Annotated in this window: 17 protein-coding genes; 11 read left to right on the top strand and 6 right to left on the bottom strand. The window is 50.9% G+C overall.

Annotated elements, in window-relative coordinates; genetic code table 11:
* The first annotated feature begins 2 nt into the window (after positions 1-2).
* Positions 3-1,085 (top strand): alanine racemase, encoded by a 1,083-nt coding sequence (alr, locus tag BLW37_RS01270; RefSeq protein ID WP_091338240.1) that lies wholly within the window; start codon positions 3-5, stop codon positions 1,083-1,085.
* Here alr and BLW37_RS01265 read toward each other — a convergent pair.
* Positions 1,082-1,555: a chemotaxis protein CheX gene (locus BLW37_RS01265; RefSeq protein WP_091338238.1), complete on the bottom strand. Its 474-nt coding sequence runs from the start codon at positions 1,553-1,555 to the stop codon at positions 1,082-1,084. The genes alr and BLW37_RS01265 overlap by 4 nt on opposite strands.
* Positions 1,556-1,660: 105 nt before the next feature.
* The gene (locus BLW37_RS01260; RefSeq protein ID WP_091338235.1) at positions 1,661-2,101 is read right to left on the bottom strand and encodes a transcriptional repressor; all 441 of its coding nucleotides are present in this window, start codon (positions 2,099-2,101) and stop codon (positions 1,661-1,663) included.
* 135 nt (positions 2,102-2,236) lie between these two features.
* On the opposite strand from BLW37_RS01260, the gene dusA reads away from it, so the two are divergent.
* From dusA to BLW37_RS01235, 5 genes are all read left to right on the top strand, one after another.
* Complete coding sequence (dusA, locus tag BLW37_RS01255) at positions 2,237-3,208, top strand: tRNA dihydrouridine(20/20a) synthase DusA (protein WP_281248641.1); 972 nt, start codon at positions 2,237-2,239, stop codon at positions 3,206-3,208.
* A 218-nt stretch (positions 3,209-3,426) separates the two neighbouring features.
* Positions 3,427-3,678: a hypothetical protein gene (locus tag BLW37_RS01250; RefSeq protein ID WP_091338232.1), complete on the top strand. Its 252-nt coding sequence runs from the start codon at positions 3,427-3,429 to the stop codon at positions 3,676-3,678.
* Between the two features lie 229 nt (positions 3,679-3,907).
* Complete coding sequence (locus BLW37_RS01245) at positions 3,908-4,351, top strand: copper chaperone PCu(A)C (protein WP_091338230.1); 444 nt, start codon at positions 3,908-3,910, stop codon at positions 4,349-4,351.
* Between the two features lie 11 nt (positions 4,352-4,362).
* Positions 4,363-5,112, top strand: coding sequence for a TIGR04219 family outer membrane beta-barrel protein (locus BLW37_RS01240; protein ID WP_091338227.1), 750 nt, complete (start codon positions 4,363-4,365; stop codon positions 5,110-5,112).
* A 40-nt stretch (positions 5,113-5,152) separates the two neighbouring features.
* On the top strand, positions 5,153-7,249 hold the full coding sequence (locus tag BLW37_RS01235) for a response regulator (RefSeq protein ID WP_091338223.1): 2,097 nt from the start codon (positions 5,153-5,155) through the stop codon (positions 7,247-7,249).
* Here the strand turns inward: BLW37_RS01235 and BLW37_RS01230 are convergent.
* Positions 7,203-7,931: a TIGR03899 family protein gene (locus BLW37_RS01230; RefSeq protein WP_245785570.1), complete on the bottom strand. Its 729-nt coding sequence runs from the start codon at positions 7,929-7,931 to the stop codon at positions 7,203-7,205. The genes BLW37_RS01235 and BLW37_RS01230 overlap by 47 nt on opposite strands.
* 471 nt (positions 7,932-8,402) lie before the next feature.
* Here BLW37_RS01230 and BLW37_RS01220 point away from each other — a divergent pair, with 471 nt between their 5' ends.
* Complete coding sequence (locus BLW37_RS01220) at positions 8,403-10,625, top strand: two-component system response regulator (protein WP_091338217.1); 2,223 nt, start codon at positions 8,403-8,405, stop codon at positions 10,623-10,625.
* A gap of 57 nt (positions 10,626-10,682) precedes the next feature.
* Here the strand turns inward: BLW37_RS01220 and BLW37_RS01215 are convergent, their stop codons facing one another.
* The 3 genes from BLW37_RS01215 to BLW37_RS01205 all read right to left on the bottom strand — a co-directional run bounded on the left by BLW37_RS01215 (position 10,683) and on the right by BLW37_RS01205 (position 14,083).
* Positions 10,683-12,302 (bottom strand): methyl-accepting chemotaxis protein, encoded by a 1,620-nt coding sequence (locus BLW37_RS01215; RefSeq protein WP_091338214.1) that lies wholly within the window; start codon positions 12,300-12,302, stop codon positions 10,683-10,685.
* Between the two features lie 177 nt (positions 12,303-12,479).
* Positions 12,480-13,010: an inorganic diphosphatase gene (gene ppa / locus BLW37_RS01210; protein WP_091338213.1), complete on the bottom strand. Its 531-nt coding sequence runs from the start codon at positions 13,008-13,010 to the stop codon at positions 12,480-12,482.
* An 83-nt stretch (positions 13,011-13,093) separates the two neighbouring features.
* Positions 13,094-14,083, bottom strand: coding sequence for a class 1 fructose-bisphosphatase (locus BLW37_RS01205; RefSeq protein ID WP_091338210.1), 990 nt, complete (start codon positions 14,081-14,083; stop codon positions 13,094-13,096).
* 143 nt (positions 14,084-14,226) lie between these two features.
* On the opposite strand from BLW37_RS01205, the gene mpl reads away from it, so the two are divergent.
* From mpl to BLW37_RS01185, 4 genes are read left to right on the top strand one after another with little or no spacing between them, the layout of a single operon-like run.
* Positions 14,227-15,621 (top strand): UDP-N-acetylmuramate:L-alanyl-gamma-D-glutamyl-meso-diaminopimelate ligase, encoded by a 1,395-nt coding sequence (gene mpl / locus BLW37_RS01200; RefSeq protein WP_091338208.1) that lies wholly within the window; start codon positions 14,227-14,229, stop codon positions 15,619-15,621.
* Positions 15,611-16,240, top strand: coding sequence for a flavin prenyltransferase UbiX (locus BLW37_RS01195; RefSeq protein WP_091338206.1), 630 nt, complete (start codon positions 15,611-15,613; stop codon positions 16,238-16,240). Before mpl ends, BLW37_RS01195 begins: the two co-directional genes overlap by 11 nt.
* Positions 16,237-17,166 carry an ABC transporter ATP-binding protein gene (locus BLW37_RS01190; protein ID WP_091338203.1) on the top strand — a complete coding sequence of 310 codons (930 nt, stop codon included), beginning with the start codon at positions 16,237-16,239 and terminating at the stop codon, positions 17,164-17,166. The genes BLW37_RS01195 and BLW37_RS01190 overlap by 4 nt, the downstream gene beginning before the upstream one ends.
* On the top strand, positions 17,163-17,951 hold the full coding sequence (locus tag BLW37_RS01185; protein WP_091338200.1) for an ABC transporter permease: 789 nt from the start codon (positions 17,163-17,165) through the stop codon (positions 17,949-17,951). The genes BLW37_RS01190 and BLW37_RS01185 overlap by 4 nt, the downstream gene beginning before the upstream one ends.
* Positions 17,952-17,963: the final 12 nt, after the last annotated feature.

The following is a 17,963-nucleotide window of genomic DNA, read 5'->3' as shown; positions in this document are numbered from 1 at the left end:
GCATGCTGCGTAAACCGGTAGCGCGGATTGATGTAGGAGCACTAAAACACAACTTGGCGCGGGTGCGCGAGGTTGTACCTGGGGCTAAGGTGCTGGCGGTGCTCAAAGCCAATGCCTATGGTCATGGCATGCTGCAAGTTGCTGAGCAGTTGCAACAAGCCGATGCCTTTGGCGTAGCCCGACTGGACGAAGCACTGGCACTGCGTGCTGGCGGAATTGTGAAGCCCATCGTCTTGCTGGAAGGTTTTTTTGATGCCGACGAGCTGCCACAAATCGTTGCCAGCAATTTGCAGGTGGTGGTGCATCAACAAGAACAAATCGATGCTATCCTGGCCGCCGAACTGGATGCACCGATCCGGGTGTGGCTGAAAATGGACACCGGCATGCACCGGCTTGGTTTGCCGCCAGAGCACTACCAGGCCGCCTGGCAGTCCTTGTCGCAAAGCCCGAACTGCTTACCTGGCATTCGGTTGATGTCGCACTTTGCCTGCGCGGACGATCTAAAATGCCCGGATACCATCGAGCAACTGCAACGCTTTAGTACCTGGTCGCAAGGTCTTGCCGGGGAGGTTTCCTTAGCCAACTCTGCTGCCGTGCTTGGCTGGCCGCAAAGCCATGGCCACTGGGTACGACCTGGCCTAATGCTGTATGGTGTTTCGCCTTTGCTTGGCAAGCAAGGTTCTGAACATGGCTTGCAGCCGGTGATGACGCTGTGCAGCCGGGTTATCGCAGTGCGGGATATTGCCGCCGGAGAAACTGTTGGCTATGGCTCGGCCTGGCAGGCGCAGCAAACAACCCGTTTGGCTGTGGTGGCAATTGGTTATGGGGATGGCTATCCGCGCAATGTTCCTAATGGCACCCCGGTCCTGATGCAAGGCCGGCGCTTTCCGATTGTTGGGCGGGTTTCCATGGATATGCTCACCGTCGAGATTGGGGATGCCATCATCAGGCCAGGCGAACAAGTGGTGTTATGGGGGCAGGGCTTGCCGGTGGAAGAGATTGCGACCCTGGTTGGGACCATTCCCTATGAGCTGCTGTGCAACATTACCCCCAGAGTAGATTTTGTCTACGAGGGCGGTGCTTAACCGCCCATATTGTCAAAGCTAACCTCAATATGCACCTTGCCAAACTCAGAGGTAAAGGGCATCAGAATTTTAGGGCCATCGCATTTATGGGTAATGGTGTGCTCTTTGCCAGAGACGACCACAGGGGTGGCCATCGAGAACTCATAGCCTTTCTCACCCAGAATCCGCTTGGCGCCACCTGTCACCATATTGGTGATTTCACCCACCATATCGGTGACTTCTTCATTAATTTTTGCTGGCCGCTCGCCCAGCATGCGAAACATAATTTCCAGCGCCAGTGATTCTTCAAAGGTAATGGAAAAGGAGCCCTTGGTTTCACTGCCCACCATGCCGATTAGGCCGGAGACATCACCCCGCGCCACCTCATCTTTTTTCAGCCGTGGCTGGCCAGGGACGATCTTGGTATTGGCCATGGTGCCCAGCACATTGACCAGAGACGACAGAAATGGATTAACGAATTCAACGTTCATGAAAATTAGGCCTGTCAGGTTAATGTTGATAATTGACAACAAGTTATTGGTTAAGCGTAATAGAGTTTAGCCAATACACAAGTTTTCAGATACGGCAAAATCAGCTTAATGGTTCGCTTTGCAGCGATTGCAAATGCCATGGGCTTCAATGGTTTGTCGGCTGATACTAAAGCCTTCTTTAGCAGCTTGTTCCGTAAAAGCGTGATCCAGGCTATGCGAGTGCAGCTCGGTGACATGACCGCACTGCTCGCAAATCAGCAGCTGCGCAGGGTGTTGATGATCAAAGTGCTGACACAGCATAAACGCATTGCTGGATTCGATTTTATGGATAAAGCCTTGCTCAGTCAGGAAGTCCAGTGCCCGGTAGATGGTGGCAGGTTTGGCACCTGGCTCGGTTTGCTTTAGCTCTTCCAGCAGCTCGTAAGCACCAACGCCACTCTCAGTTTTTGCCAGCAGGCGGAACACCTTCTCACGGATAGCGGTAAAACGACTGCCTTTTTGCATGCACACTAAACGGGCTTTATCGACCAGAACTTCAACAGACATTGCAGGCTCCTGTATTTCACTCCATTCAGTTTAACATAGTGCTCTAAAGTTGCATCCGGCAATTTTAGCTGCTTTAGCACCAAGTCATTCAATGGTAAAATAGCCAGCTGTTTTGTTGTCGCCCGAGAGATTGCCTTGACCGCCGCCATTAACCACACCTTTTCCATTGCCCCGATGTTGGATTGGACTGATCGGCATTGCCGCTATTTCCACCGTTTGCTGTCGCAGCGGGCGGTGCTTTACACCGAGATGGTCACTACTGGTGCTATTATTCATGGCAAGGGCGATTACCTGGCCTACAACGAAGAAGAGCACCCACTGGTACTGCAGCTGGGCGGTTCGGATCCTGCCGATATGGCACACTGCGCTAAAATCGCTGCTGAGCGCGGCTACGACGAGGTGAACATCAATGTCGGCTGCCCGTCGGATAGGGTGCAAAATGGCATGTTTGGCGCTTGTTTGATGGCGCGGCCTGAGCTGGTTGCTGCTTGCGTCGCTGAAATGCGGCAACAGGCCGATATTCCGGTGACGGTAAAAACCCGCATTGGCATCGACGAGCAAGACAGCTACGAGTTTTTAACCACCTTAATCGAGCAGTGTGCTGCCGCCGGTTGTGAGCACTTTATCATTCATGCCCGTAAAGCCTGGTTAAAGGGCTTAAGCCCAAAAGAAAACCGCGAAATCCCACCCCTCGATTACCCACGGGTGCATCAGCTTAAGCGGGATTATCCGCATTTAAGCTTTTCATTAAACGGTGGTCTGAAAACCATCGAGGCCTGCCAGCAGCAACTGACCGATTTGGATGGTGTGATGGTAGGCCGTGAGGTTTATACCAATCCTTGGTTGTTAAGCCAGGTTGATGAGCAGCTCTATGGCGAGGCTGCTTTTGCCAAAACACCTTTTGAGGTGGTAGAGCAGATGATCCCTTATATTGAGCGGCAAATGCAGCAGGGTGCACGTTTCTGGCAGATTGCCCGTCATATGCTGGGGCTTTTTCAAGGCGTGCCAGGGGCAAGGCAGTGGCGACGTACCCTGTCCGAGCGCGGCCACTTGCCGGAATCAGGACCTGAATTGCTGTTATCCGCATTGACTCACGTGCGCCACTAAGCCTGGCATTCCGCAAACCCCCATCCAGTAGTGAATTTGACCAATTCAGTGGTTAAATTCGCTATTGAAGAAACTGCTCGCCTCCTCAGGCTCACTACTGAATTTATAATCATGTTTCAACTTATTGATTTATAGAGGGAAAAAATAGTTTAAAAACTTGGCACGCCTCTTGAATTACCTAGGTTGTCATTTAGACCAAACAACCAAGGAGAACGACCATGAACACCAAAATGATGCTAACTGCTGCTGTTGTATTCTGCGCTACTGCCTTTGCACCTGTGCAAGCGAATGAGGTCTCTGTCAGCCAGATTATGGCGGATTTACTGCAAAAGCAAGCCGCCGAGCTGCAAGAGCAATTGCGTAATTCCGTGAAAGAAAACCTGCAGCAAATGATGGAGCAGTTGGTACCGAAAGTTACCGAAACAGCTGAATTGTCTACTGAGCAAAGCAAAGAAGAGGCTGCTGAATAATGCCTTTTGCCGACCAACTGTTACTGTTGTTATTGACGCCAGTATTGAGCATGATCCCTTTGGTCGCTGTATGCTCTTGGCTGTTATCAAATCGGGAAGGTTAAGCCCATGATTGCAGTACGGGCTTAACCGATTGACTTTTTCTTCACTGTACCAAGGCAAAGACTAGTACCCTGACAGTAGAAAGGATATGCTGTAGTCCTCTGTATTTCATCATAAAGAGGGTTCTATGAAAGCACTTGGCTTATTACTGCTTGGCAGTTTTCTTTTTTTCCTTCCCCCTGTTGCCGCCGTCCAACCTGTGAGTATCGAAGCCGATGAGGTGGTGGTGCGTGTGCCTATGCCTGGCCGGACTGTCACTGCGGGTTATCTGACTTTGCGCAACCCAAGTGAGCAGATGCGCCAACTGGTCGCGGTACAATCGGATGCCTTTGCCCGGATTGAGCTGCACACGCATACGCATGTCGATGGCATGATGCGGATGGTGCAGGTCGATGCAATTGATATTCCAGCGTCTGGCAAAGTAGCGCTTCAGCCCGGTGGTTTGCATTTGATGTTGTTTGAGCCGCAGCAGTCGCTGGAAGAGAATCAGTCTGTACCCTTGCAACTGCAATTTGATGACGGTAGCCAATTGCAGCTGGATGCCCGTTTAGTAATGCCGCCCAGGCGTTAAAGGAAGGTGTTATGAAAGCTAAATTTGCTGTTTTCTTAGCCTTGCCTTTGCTGTTAAGCACTCCGGTTCAGGCAGATTTTCTTGCTGTAAAAGTGCAGTTGGATAGCTGGCAAGCCAGCGCAGATGGTGCTTTTGGCCAGACCGGGAGCAGCCTGCCTCAAAATTTTAGCAGTAAGAATCAGCTGAGCTTGGGATTGGCTCTGGAGCATCCGATACCATTACTGCCAAACCTGGCTGTACGTTACCAGAGCCTGAAGCATCTGGGGCGGGCTGAGCTAGCGCAAACCTTCGCGCTGGCCGGACAAAGTTTCCCGATTGGCTCCCAGCTAAGTTCCAAACTAGACCTGTCGCACCTTGATCTGGTGCTTTACTACGAATTACTCGATAACAATTTGTTTGAGCTGGATTTTGGTGCCATGGTCAAGCGCATTGATGGAACTGCGGAAGTTAGCAATCAGACCGCACTTCGAAGTGAGCAGAGTGTTAAAGGCAGTATTCCGATGTTGTATGCTGCGACACGGCTGAACCTGGTTGGTACTAGCTGGCAATTCTTTGCACAGGCCAGTGGGGTTACGCCAGGCCGGCATCAGGCGCACGATGTATCGGCGGGCTTCGCTTTTCAGTTTATGGATACCATGATGATGGATGGAGCCTTGCGGCTTGGTTATCGTGACAGCAAACTGGAGCTCGACAATTTGCAAGGGCTATCCAGCACCATGGATTACTCCGGCGTCTTTTTAGGGCTAGAACTGAGCTTCTGAGTGTAGCGGCCACTGTTATGCTGCTTGTGGGGATGCTTCGATGAATCGATTGCTTGGTATTGGAATGCTGTCGGTGCTGATGTTTACCACCTTTTTGACGTTTTATCAGGTGCATCATCAGGTACGTCAAGATTTTCAGCAGCAACTAGCGATGATGAATCAGTTGTTGGTGAAAGCAACGACTTTGCTGCTGCTGGATGATACCGAGCAGGATATCAATGCCTTCTACTCCACGGCACAACATCATGCTGGTTTTCCTGTTTTGTCCATCACTTTGCTGGATGCAAATAAAGACGTGATCAGCTCCACTGGGCTAAGTACTTTATTGCAGCAGCCGGAGCAAGATTGGTTTGCCGACCAGCACCAAATTCTGTGGTTGCACCACGGCCGGATCCTTTCCAGCCAGCCTTTATTGCTCGATCAGCAGGTAAGGGGGTATTTGCTGCTGGAAGCAGGCAATCCACCATTCCCCTGGGCCCTTTGGTTATGGCAGCTTGCTATCTGGCTCTGTTTGCCTTGCTTGCTGTTGCTGTGGCTTTGGCGACGCTCGAACCGGCAGCGCCTGCTGTTAGAGCAAAGCTATCAAGAGCTGAAGCAGGCAATGATATGTTGGCTTGAAGGCGAGCCTGACGTGCCATTGACGCAACAGCATCCAATGACTGGGTTGTTCAATCAGCTCACAGAGCGGATGAAGCAGAAACAACAAGCTCACGCACAGCAAGGGGAGGAGCTCGCCAGGCAGCTGGAGGGCATCGAACAATCCAGAGTAGCCTTGCAGCAACAACAACAGCAAGCGCAGCAGGTCATGCAGCAACTGAGCCAGCAGCAAGCCCAGACAGAGCAAGAAACCAACCAGCTGTTACGCTTGCTGGTGCAGACAGCGCAACCCTGGCAGTCTTCCTTGCTGCAAGATGTACTCTATACACGGCAGGGTTCTGTGGCTGTACAGGTGAGCTATTTGCCCGACTGGCTGGCACAGCAAGCTGAACAATGGCGTCAGCTTATAAAGCCTGAGCAGACGTTGTTGTTGGAAGAGGACAATCTGGCAAGTGAATATCAGCTGCATCTGGCAGCCGATAGCCTGGCGCTGTGTTGTCGGGCATTGTTACGTTTGGCTGCACAGCACAGTTGCCATAGCCAGTTGAGTTTGCAATGGCGGCTGGCGGTTGCAAAGCAGGAATTGCACTTTCTGTTGTTACTGAAAGGAGAGTCCTTACCGGCTGATGTATGCCAGCAACTGGAGATGGCAACTGAACTACCTGCCAGGGAACTGGCACTTGATATTCAGCTATTTAGCTTTGGTTGTAAGCAGTTATCTGCTCAGGTGACGGCCTCGTGTCTTGATGAGTTAGGTAGCTCGATTGAGCTTTGTATCCCCTGCCGCTATGAGCCCTGTGCGCCACCCAGTCAGATTGCTAAAGTTCATCTGCTGGCTGAACCTAAGCTGATATCCCCTGCTCAGTTGCAAAGCCTGAAGCTGGTTTGCCATCAACTACAGCATCACCACAGCCTTGGCGAATGGCAGGCTGCACAATCTGAGCCCACCGAGCCGCTGCTGGTAGTGTTGCCTGAGCCACAGCATCAGGAGGCCCATGGCTACCAAAGTCTATTAGCAAGGCCAGGCTGTCTTGCTCTGTCAACGGCCAGTCAACTGGATAGCTGGCAGCCTTTCGCTTCATCACCGGTGTTGCCTTTGCCACAGACGGCATCAGAATTAGCCACTGCTTTGCAGCAGCTTGAGGCGTATTCGCCTGCTGCGGTGCGATTACTGGTGGTCGATGACAATGAAACCAATCAAGCGTTTATTCAGGCAATGCTGGCTAGCTTTCCGCTGCAACTTACTGCGGCTATGACAGGGCTGCAAGCATTGGAGTTATGTCAGCAACAAGTATTCGATTTAATTTTGATGGACATTCAGTTGCCCGATCTTTCCGGAGTAGAGGTAACCCGACAACTTCGGCAATTAGCGAATTACCAGCAGGTGCCTATCCTCGCTTTTACCGCCCATGCATTACCGGATGAAATTGCTTTGTTCAAACAAGCTGGCATGAATGATGTGGTAATAAAGCCGCTCGATGCACCTAAATTGACTAATCTGATGAAGTGGTGTCGTCCTCGTCCGCCCGGATCCGGCTGACTTCAAAGTGACTGCTAAGAAGCTGTTGCAGTGCCTCCAGGTAGTGCGGTTGTGGTTGCAAATGAAGCAAGGGTAATAGCTCATCCCCTAGCGGACTGAATTTGTAATATTGCAATACCAAGCCATTGTGTCTGGCAGTGCAATGCAATCGCTGTTGCTGAATACAGAGCTGAATGCTATCGCCTTTTGCCAGCTCACCACTTTCAATCTCAGCATGGTGCAGTAGTCCGGTGTCCATCAGGCTGAGAATAGCCGGATAACTGAGCTTATATTGGCTCAGATTAAGCAGTGCCTTGCCACGGCCAGTCAGTAACTGGAACAGCGATGGCCGTCGAAACACACCAAAATAGATACGACCCGATCCTTCGCTGCTATTTCGGCAGCATAAACTTGCTGCCTGTTGCAGTGCCAGCGCTTCTTTGTGGCTCATTTGCTTAAGCATATACAGGGTTTTTAACGAAAACTGACCTGGTGCTGCAATTTCACAGGCCAGGATCTTTGCCCACAGCTGTTGCATACTCGGGTTGGCGATATTGAGTGCCAGCTCACAATAATGATGAAACCAATCTGGATCTACTTCTGTTTCTATCACTTGCTCGGGTGCATAATCAGCACTTAACGCTATAATCCGTTCCAAATTAAGCTGCTGACGCTCTTGCTGCATCCGTAAGCGACGTTGCAAGCGTTGCGATAAAGGCAGCTAGTCCAGCCCGGTTTGCTGGCTGAGTTGTACCCCCGCATAGGCAGTGAGTCGTCGGTATTTCGCAAAAAAACGCTGCGATCGCTTTGCGCTGCTCGTTGAGCCTGTGGCTTTTTTACTGGCTGGCTTGTTGATAGTCTGTGCCGGGGTTGAGACAACAACGGGCTGGTTGCTGGTTTTGGGTATTGTCAGCTTACTCATTACAACACACAGTTTTATTGATCTGTTCTTGATACTGGCAGTTGTCATGCTGAAGTGCAAGCTCTGTCAGCTGAGCTTATTTTCTGGCCCTGTGATGTACTGCAAGGTGGCAAAGCGAGTAATTCAGTGATATTTATAACGATAGAGTCGGTAATACATTGCGATTGACGGAACTCTGTATATTATTAATTGAGGAGTTTCGTATTGAGAATGCTCTCTAAATCTAATTCTAGTAGTAACTAAGGATTGTGCATGGTGCCTGAAGCAAACCCAGATGATTTCCTGTTCCTGGCAGACGATGAAGATGCATCGGAAGCAACAGACCATACGGTTGGTGAATGGCAGTTACTTATTGTTGATGACGATGAGGAGATCCATACAGTTACCAAGCTTGCACTTTCTGATGTGGTTGTGGAAGGCCGTAAGTTGGTGTTTCACCATGCTTATTCCGGTAAAGAGGCTGTGCAGTTTTTGCGGAACCATGACAACATCGCACTGGTGCTGCTGGATGTAGTGATGGAAACCGATGATGCTGGCCTGAAAGTGGTGGAGCAGATTCGGGATGAACTCAAACTGGAAGATACCCGCATCATACTTCGGACCGGTCAACCAGGTTATGCACCAGAAGAAAGTGTGATCAAAGAATACGACATCAATGATTACAAGACCAAAACAGAGCTGACCCGAAGTAAACTCGTTACCACTATTATCGCATCGATTCGTTCCTATCAGCAAATTCGTACCATTAACCAGAATCGCATTGGCTTGCAAAAAATTATCAATGCAGGTGCCAACCTGCTGGAGCAGCACTCGCTGCATGAGTTTTCTGAAGGTGTGGTGACACAGATTGCTTCCTTGATTGGTCTGGATGCTGAAGGGGTACTTTGTGCGCAAATAGAAGATGATGGTAGCAATGCCGATAGCATCTATGTACTTGGCGCTGCTGGTCATTATGCTCCATTTATCAAATGTCGGCTCGAACGGATAGACAATAAGCGCATCATTCATCAAATCAACGATTGCTTGCGCAGTAAGCGGAATATTTTTACCGAAAAAGATACGACGCTTTATTTGGGTGCTGAACACCATGGTGCTGCGGTATATCTTGAAACCAACCGTGCTATCGAAGATTTTGACCGTCAGTTGATCGAAGTATTTCTGAGCAATATTTCTGTTGGGTATGAAAATGTCACTTTGTTCCAGCAGTTACGGCATGCAGCCTACATTGACCCTCTAACCAAAACACCCAATCGCAATGAATTTACCTGCCTGCTGGCCGATACAAGACAGCTTGGCGCTCAAGATAGCGTCGCTGTTTTGATTGATATTAATCACTTCTCGGATGTCAATGATGGCTTGGGGCAGGAGGTTGGCAATGAGTTGCTGATTGCTATCACCCAGCGCCTGGTACAGGAGTTTGGCAATGACGCTCAGATCGGTCGTATCGGTGCCGATGTGTTCGGTATGATTGGCTCGGAGCAGGTATTAACACCGCAAGCGCTGGATGCACTTTTCCTGGAGCCATTTCAGGCTTCGGAGCATAGCCTGCAGGTAGACGCCACCTATGGTTTTTGCCGCTTGTCCGAAAGCAGCGAGCAGGGATTGACCATCTTAAAGCATGTTTATATTGCGCTGAACCGGGCAAAGAAAAATATTAGCCGTAATTATGAGTTTTATCAGCAACAGATGGAAGACGAAACCGCTGAACGGTTGGCTTTACTGCGAACTTTACGGCAGGACTTTGCTCAGGATCGCTTGCAGCTGTGGTTTCAGCCCCAGATCTGTCTGAAAAGCCGCAAGGCGATAGGCATGGAAGCCTTGTTGCGCTGGCCGCAGCAAGGTGGTGGTTTCGTTTCCCCTGCGGTGTTTATTCCGCTGGCTGAGTACTCCGGACTGATTGTCGAAATTGGTGCCTGGGTGTTGCAACAGGCCTGTATGCAGTTAAAAGAACTGGAGAGGATGGGCTTCAAGGAGTTACGCATTGCAGTGAATGTTTCCATGCCGCAGTTTCGCAGCCCACATTTTGTCGAGTCGGTGATCAACTGTGTTACTGAATACCAGGTCAAGCCGGAGTTGCTGGAGTTGGAAATTACAGAATCGGTCGTGATGGACGATCCTAAAGTGGTAATTTCTGCTTTAAAAGAGCTGCAAAGTTTTGGCATCAAAGTAGCTATTGATGATTTTGGTATTGGCTTTTCATCGCTCAGTTATTTGCAGCAGCTGCCGCTGGATCGCATCAAAATTGACCGTGCTTTTGTCAATGATATTGAAAAACCTAATGGCGCGGCTATCGCTGAAACCATTGTTAATCTAGGCAAGCGCTTAGGTCTTCATACCATTGCCGAGGGGGTAGAAACAGTGGCGCAGGAACGGGTGATTCTGGCGATGGGCTGTGATGAGGTGCAAGGTTTTTTATATGCCAAACCAATGGCAAAAGATGAGCTGGTAGCTTTTATTAAGCAGCAGAAAAAATAAGCGGGATAGACAAACCAATAAAAAACCGGCGTTTGCCGGTTTTTTTGTGAGCGATCATTATACCCTGAACTGGCGTGCGACTTGCTCCAGGCTCTGTGCCAGGTTGGCCAACTCGCTACTGGCTTTGGCAATGTTATTGGCACTGCTCGAACTGTGCTCCGTATGGGTATAGATCTCATCGACATGATTGACAATGGTGGTTGCCATTTTTTGTTGATCAACGGTGGCATCGGCAATTTGCTGGTTCATTAAGCGGATTTGATGGATGCTTTGGGTGATCAGTGTTAAAGCTTCGCCAGCTTGATTGGCAGAGGCAACACTTTCATCGGCCTGGCTGGTACTTTGCTCCATCTTCAGCACGGCCGAGCGGGCTGCGCTTTGCAATTGCTCAATGGTTTTCTGAATTTGCTCGGTAGATGCTTGGGTGCGTGATGCCAGAGTGCGAACTTCATCGGCTACCACCGCAAAACCACGGCCCTGTTCACCGGCACGTGCAGCTTCAATGGCTGCATTGAGCGCCAGCAAGTTGGTTTGCTCAGCGATGCCTTTGATCACATCCAATACAGCACCTACTTTATTGGCATCATTTTCCAGCTGAGTAATCACTGTTGAAGCTTCCTGGACGTTGCCAGCCAGTCGCTTAATGTTGCTTACCGTTTGCTCAACCGTATTTTGGCCTCGATTAGCCGCTTCGCCTGAGTCATTGGCGGCATGCGAAGCTTCATTGGCACTGCTGGCTTCTGCCATCACACTGTGGTTCATCTGATCGACTGCCTGGCGGGCCTGATCGGCCGCCTGGCGCTGCACTTGAATGGTTTTGTTGGTATCTTCAGTGAGTTCATTTAAATCTTTTGCCAGCGATGACAGCGGTAAAGCGGTATTAACCACATCTTTGACGATGCCCTGCAGTTTCTCCATAAAGGTGTTAAACCAGTATGCAAGATCACCGAGTTCATCTTTACTCTGTGTCTTGATGCGCACGGTGAGATCACCATCTTCTTTTGCCAGATCACGCAAGGAAGCAATGATGCTGTTCAGGTTGTTGCGAATACCCGTTACGATTGGAATGGCAGTACCAAACAGCACCACAGTGGTGATCAGGCCCATCAGCATACCAACCATAATCAGGCGGGAGGCTTGCTCACTAGCGGCATCAATGGCCTCGGTGAATTCGGCCTCTTTCACATCACGAAAGTTGGACAACAACTGTAAGGTCTGTTCGTAATGTTCATTCATCCGCTCACTGCGCTGAGCTAAGGTGGTAAAGTCAGCGGTGTTATTGACCATTTCCTCCGAGATGGTATAAGCCGCTCGGTAGTAGGTATCAAAACTCTGATTGATGGTGCGTACTTCCTGAGCAAAGCGCTGATCCAACTGACTGACGCGTTGCAAGCTCTGGCTCATTTGCTGGGAAAACTGCTGCGCCATCTGCAGTGAGTCTTCGTCGCCAGTGGTAACGGCACTGGCCAGCGATTCGCTGATCCGCTCCAGCAACACCAGGCTGTTTTCTGCGGCCTGCAAGACAGGGAATTGCACATCTCTGGTATTTTCTAAGGTACGGGCATTATTTTGCGCTGTGCTGGTTGCCAGAGTTAGGTAAATTAAAAAGCTGATGGTACCAATGAGTGGGATCAGGTAGATTTTTTTTGCAATGGATAGTTGCTTCAGGAATTCCATAGAGTGTTAGCCTCTGTCACTTCGGGGGGGCTGTTGCTTATTGTTTTATCAGTATAGTCAGAAAGTTGTGAAGCGCGGCATTGAAAGTAGAAAAAATTAACAAAAAATGCTTGCCAGGTGCGGTGAGGTGGCAAACGAAACAGCAGGGACTGAAACCAGCCCCTGCTTTGGGAGCGATTACGCCTTATTGGCACGCTCATAGGACGTCAGAATCTCAGCTTTGGCAGCTGCTGCGTCGGCCCAACCAACAACTTTGACCCACTTGCCTGGCTCCAACTCTTTGTAGCGCTCAAAGAAGTGCTGAATTTGCTGTTTCAGCAGCTCTGGCACATCGTTGATGTCCTGAATATGATCATACAGCTTGGTCAGTTTGCTGACCGGTACCGCAATGACTTTGGCATCTTCACCGGACTCATCCGACATATTCAGCACACCAACCGGACGACATTTGATCACCGCGCCTGGCACCAGCGGGTACGGCGTTGGCACCAGCACATCGACCGGATCACCATCCAGCGACAGCGTCTGGTTGACGAAGCCGTAGTTGCACGGATAGAACATCGGGGTGGACATAAAGCGATCTACCCAAACTGTGCCGGTGTCTTTATCTACTTCGTATTTAATAGGGTCGGCATTGGCCGGAATTTCAATGATGACATTGATTTCATCGGGCAGGTTCTTGCCTGCAGTTACATCGCTTAAGCTCATGGTGGTGTCCTAATTGGTGAATGAAATGTCGGCTATTATAGCGATAGCCATCAAAATGGCTATCCTCAATTGGTCTTAACCAGTCACTGCTGGGCTAAAGCGGCCTTTTGGTGATAGCCAAGGCAGGTTTCTACCTCATGGCGCGAACCCAAAATGACTGCTACCCGCTGGTGTATGTCGTCTGGTTGGATCTCCAAAATACGCTCGGTGCCGGTGATGCTCAGGCCGCCAGCTTGTTCAATCAGCAGGCTCATCGGGTTGGCTTCGTACATCAGCCGTAATTTGTAAGGCTTGTTGGCATCTTTGTTGTCGGCTGGGTAGGCAAAAATGCCGCCGCGGCACAAAATACGGTGCACATCACCGACCATGGCAGCAATCCAGCGCATGTTGTAATTTTTTCCGCGCGGGCCTTCTTTGCCCAGCAGCAGATCCTGAATGTAGTTTTGCATCGGCGTCTGCCAAAACCGCTGGTTCGACATATTGATGGCAAACTCTGAGGTGTATTTCGGCAAGGTGACTTTATCTTCTGTCAGCAAAAAGCCGCCGTAGGTTTTATCCAGGGTATACATCCTGGTACCCTTGCCGGTGGTCAGAGCCAGCATGGTGGAAGGCCCGTACAGCACATAACCGGCCGCAACCTGGGCCGTGCCAGGTTGCAGGAACATGCTGGCATCGTCAGCCTCTTTATCGGCTGGTGCTGGTAAAATGGAGAAAATGGTACCAATCAGGCTGTTGATATCGGTATTGGAAGAACCATCCAGTGGGTCAAAGGTCACCAGATAGCGGCCTCTGGGGTTACCGGCGATAATGTCGTCTTCTTCTTCCGAGCTGATGGCTTTGACCACGCCGGTTTCCAGAATCACTTCTTTGAGTAATTCATTGGCAATCACATCCAGCTTTTTCTGCGTTTCACCCTGGACGTTTTCAGACAAGGTTGAGCCAAGCACACCGGCCAGCTCCCCCTGGCTAACGCGAAAGGAGATTTCACGGCAGGCGGCCAGAATGGTTTTAATCAGGGAAATCAGGTCGCTATCGACACCGTCTTGCTGCAGGACCGGGGAGATACGGCGCATGGGGGATTCCTTTTTTACTGTGTAGGTGAGGTACTTGTCTTTTTACCTGCTAGTTTAAAGAATTTTTGCCAAAATTGCAGTTTCAATCGCAGCAAGCCGCAGTTTTGTTACAATGGGCATCACCTGCATTAAGAGTTGACGGCATGCACATTCACATTCTGGGAATTTGTGGCACCTTTATGGGCGGCATCGCTGCCCTGGCTAATACACTGGGCCACCGGGTTACTGGCTCGGATAGCAACGTTTATCCACCGATGAGTACTCAGCTGGAAGCTCTGGGTATCGAGCTAACCAATGGTTTTGAACCGCACCAGCTGGAGCCAGCCCCTGATTTAGTGATTATCGGTAATGCCTTATCGCGTGGCAACCCGGCGGTGGAAGCTGTGCTGGAGCGGCAATTGCCCTATACTTCCGGTGCCCAGTGGCTGTCGGAGCAGGTGTTGCAGCAGCGCTGGGTACTGGCGGTGGCTGGCACCCATGGCAAGACCACCGGCAGTAGCATGCTGGCCTGGATTTTAGAGCAGGCAGGCTTACAACCCGGTTTTTTGATTGGCGGGGTACCGCCGCAGTTTGGTGTTTCTGCCCGTTTGGGTGAAAGCCCGTTTTTTGTTATTGAAGCCGACGAGTACGACACGGCGTTTTTTGATAAACGCTCCAAATTTGTGCATTACCGCCCGCGCACTTTAGTGATCAATAACCTGGAATACGATCATGCGGATATTTTCCCCGATTTAGCGGCCATTCAGCGCCAGTTTCATCACCTAATCCGTACAGTACCTGCCAGTGGCCTGATCCTGACACCAGCGCAACAACCTGCTATCGAACAGATGCTGGCCGAGGGCTGCTGGAGCGAGCGCCAAAGCTATGCGGCTCAAAGCAGCGCACAGACGGTGGAAGCACAGTGGCAAAGCCAGTTGCTTAAAGCCGATGGTTCGGCTTTTTCAGTGTTTCTGCAGGGGGAGTTGCAAGCTGAAGTGCACTGGGGCTTACTGGGCCAGCACAATGTCGATAACGCCATGATGGCACTGGCTGCTGCCCGCCATGTGGGTGTGCCGGTCAGCGTTGCTATCGAGGCACTGTGTAGTTTTCAGGCACCCAAACGCCGGCTGGAGCTTCTTACCGAAGCGGGTGGGGTGCGTTTGTACGATGATTTCGCCCATCACCCCACCGCCATTCAAACGACTTTACAGGCGCTGCGGGCCAAAGTGGGCCAAAGCCGTATTCTGGCCGTACTGGAAGCGCGTTCCAACACCATGAAACGTGGCGTTCATCAACAGGCATTGCCGGCAGCGCTGGCCGCTGCCGATCAGGTGTTTATTTTTCAGGCCAAAGGTGCCGCCGATGGCATGCAGCAGGTGGCAGCGGCCTTGGGTCATAAAGCAATGCTGTTTGATGAACTTTCTGCGCTGGAACAGGCGGTGCTGAACAATCTCACCAGCGGGGATCAGGTGTTGGTGATGAGCAATGGCGGCTTTGGCGGCTTGCATCAACGGCTGCGTCAGGCCATCGAGTTAAGGGAAACAGAGCATGTCGGATAAAACAGCACAGCAAATCACTCTGGCTTTCACCGGCGCTAGCGGTGCGCCTTACGGTTGGCGCTTACTGCAGTGTTTACTCAAGCAGCAGGTGACGGTGCATTTACTGATTTCCAGCGCCGCCCGGGTGGTGTTTGCGACCGAGCATTGCACCAAGCTGTCGGCAGCACCGGAGAAATGCCAGGCACAACTGGTTGAATTGTTGCAGTGTCCGCCCCATTTACTGAAAGTCTATGGCAAAGACGACTGGTTTTCACCGGTAGCCTCAGGCTCGGCCGCGCCCAAACAGATGGTGGTGTGCCCCTGCTCAACCGGTACCCTGGCCGCTATTGCCAATGGCGCTAGTGAGAATCTGATTGAGCGCGCGGCCGATGTGGTGCTCAAAGAGCGTGGCCAGCTGATCCTGGTGCCGCGGGAAAGCCCGCTCAATGCCATTCATCTGGAGCATATGCTTAAGTTGGCCCGGCTGGGCGTGACCATTATGCCTGCAGCACCTGGTTTTTATCACAACCCAACCTCAATTGACGATCTGGTGGATTTTATGGTGGCCAGAATGCTGGATCATTTGGGGTTGGAACAACAACTGTTGGCCCGTTGGGGTTATCAGGGAGAAACGCATTGACACTGGCACTGAATATTAAGCAACTGAGCAAGACCTACAAAAACAAGGTCGAAGCGCTCAAAGGCATCGATCTGGAAGTCAAACAGGGTGACTTTTTTGCCTTACTCGGGCCAAACGGTGCCGGTAAAAGCACCACCATAGGCGTCATTACTTCTCTGGTGAATAAAACCGGCGGTACCGTCGAGGTGTTTGGCCACAATATTGACCAGGAACTGGAGCTGGCAAAAAGCCAACTCGGGTTGGTGCCGCAGGAGTTTAATTTCAATCAGTTTGAAACCGTACTGCAAATTGTGGTGCATCAGGCCGGTTACTATGGGGTGCCGAAAAAGCTGGCTTTGCAGCGGGCAGAGAAATACCTGAGCCAGTTGGGCCTTTGGGATAAACGTAACAGCCGGGCCCGCGAGCTGTCCGGCGGCATGAAGCGCCGGCTGATGATTGCCCGGGCTTTGATGCATGAACCCAAATTGCTGATCCTGGATGAGCCGACCGCCGGGGTGGATATTGAGCTGCGCCGCTCGATGTGGGAGTTTCTACGTCGTATCAACCAGCAGGGCGTTACCATAATCCTGACCACCCATTATCTGGAAGAAGCCGAGATGCTGTGCCGCAACATCGCCATCATCGATCAGGGGCTGATCATTGAAAACACCAGCATCAAAGCCTTGCTTAGCAAGTTAAGTCAGGAAACTTTTGTGCTGGATGTTGATACCAACCCGGCCGAATTGAAGCTGGACGGCTTTCAGTTCCGGCTACTGGATGATCACAGCCTGGAAGTGGATGTGGAAAAATCAGCCGGCTTAAACGATATCTTTAGCCGCTTAACCGAACAACAGGTCAAGGTACTGTCGATGCGCAACAAAGCCAACCGGCTGGAAGAGCTGTTTGTCAAATTGGTCGAGCAAGGGCGGGGAGAGCACAGCGCATGAGTCAGCAGACATTTTCCAAAGCCAACTATCTGGTCGCGCTAAAAAGCATTCTCAGAAAAGAAACCAACCGTTTCCTGCGCATTTGGGTGCAAACCCTGGTACCACCGGCCATCACCATGACGCTGTACTTTGTGATTTTTGGCAGCCTGATTGGCTCGCGCATCGGTCAGATGGGGGGCTTCAGTTACATGGAGTTTATAGTACCTGGCCTGATTATGATGTCGGTGATCACCAGCTCCTACGCCAATGTCGCCTCCTCGTTTTTCAGCGCCAAGTTTCAGCGCAATGTTGAAGAGCTGCTGGTCGCGCCGGTGCCCAATTACATCATTGTGTTGGGCTATATCGGTGGCGGCATGGCGCGCGGTATCCTGGTTGGGTTGATTGTCACCCTGGTGTCTTTGCTCTTTGTCAGTGTGCAGTTGCACAACATCGGTATCATCGTGCTGACGGTGTTGCTGACCTCCATGGTGTTTGCTCTGGGCGGTCTGATTAATGCGGTTTACGCCAAAACCTTTGACGATATCAGCATTATCCCAACCTTTGTACTGACGCCACTGACCTATCTGGGCGGGGTGTTTTACTCGTTGCAATTGCTGCCTGGTTTCTGGCAGCAGGTGGCGGCGCTCAATCCTGTGGTGTACATGGTCAATGCCTTTCGCTTCGGTTTTTTAGGCATCAGTGATGTCAGTCTGTGGCTGGCCTTTGGCCTCTTGCTGCTGTTGATTGTGCTACTGTTTAGTTATGCGATGGTCTTAATCAACAAAGGCATTGGTTTACGAAGCTAGTTTTTTTGCAGA

The organism is Alkalimonas amylolytica, from assembly GCF_900107845.1.
GTDB lineage: Bacteria > Pseudomonadota > Gammaproteobacteria > Enterobacterales > Alteromonadaceae > Alkalimonas > Alkalimonas amylolytica.
The sequence above is the reverse complement of the archived record's forward strand: the minus strand, read 5'-3'. Positions and strand labels throughout refer to the sequence as shown.

Bases quoted from the DNA above. Each gene is read 5' to 3' on its own strand.
- BLW37_RS01195 (WP_091338206.1), top strand. From the start codon at position 15,611: ATGTCGGATAAAACAGCACAGCAAATCACTCTGGCTTTCACCGGCGCT.
- BLW37_RS01215 (WP_091338214.1), bottom strand. From the start codon at position 12,302: ATGGAATTCCTGAAGCAACTATCCATTGCAAAAAAAATCTACCTGATC.
- BLW37_RS01220 (WP_091338217.1), top strand. From the start codon at position 8,403: ATGGTGCCTGAAGCAAACCCAGATGATTTCCTGTTCCTGGCAGACGAT.
- BLW37_RS01265 (WP_091338238.1), bottom strand. From the start codon at position 1,555: ATGAACGTTGAATTCGTTAATCCATTTCTGTCGTCTCTGGTCAATGTG.
- BLW37_RS01185 (WP_091338200.1), top strand. From the start codon at position 17,163: ATGAGTCAGCAGACATTTTCCAAAGCCAACTATCTGGTCGCGCTAAAA.
- BLW37_RS01245 (WP_091338230.1), top strand. From the start codon at position 3,908: ATGAAAGCACTTGGCTTATTACTGCTTGGCAGTTTTCTTTTTTTCCTT.
- BLW37_RS01240 (WP_091338227.1), top strand. From the start codon at position 4,363: ATGAAAGCTAAATTTGCTGTTTTCTTAGCCTTGCCTTTGCTGTTAAGC.
- BLW37_RS01260 (WP_091338235.1), bottom strand. From the start codon at position 2,101: ATGTCTGTTGAAGTTCTGGTCGATAAAGCCCGTTTAGTGTGCATGCAA.
- BLW37_RS01250 (WP_091338232.1), top strand. From the start codon at position 3,427: ATGAACACCAAAATGATGCTAACTGCTGCTGTTGTATTCTGCGCTACT.
- mpl (WP_091338208.1), top strand. From the start codon at position 14,227: ATGCACATTCACATTCTGGGAATTTGTGGCACCTTTATGGGCGGCATC.
- alr (WP_091338240.1), top strand. From the start codon at position 3: ATGCTGCGTAAACCGGTAGCGCGGATTGATGTAGGAGCACTAAAACAC.
- ppa (WP_091338213.1), bottom strand. From the start codon at position 13,010: ATGAGCTTAAGCGATGTAACTGCAGGCAAGAACCTGCCCGATGAAATC.
- BLW37_RS01235 (WP_091338223.1), top strand. From the start codon at position 5,153: ATGAATCGATTGCTTGGTATTGGAATGCTGTCGGTGCTGATGTTTACC.
- BLW37_RS01205 (WP_091338210.1), bottom strand. From the start codon at position 14,083: ATGCGCCGTATCTCCCCGGTCCTGCAGCAAGACGGTGTCGATAGCGAC.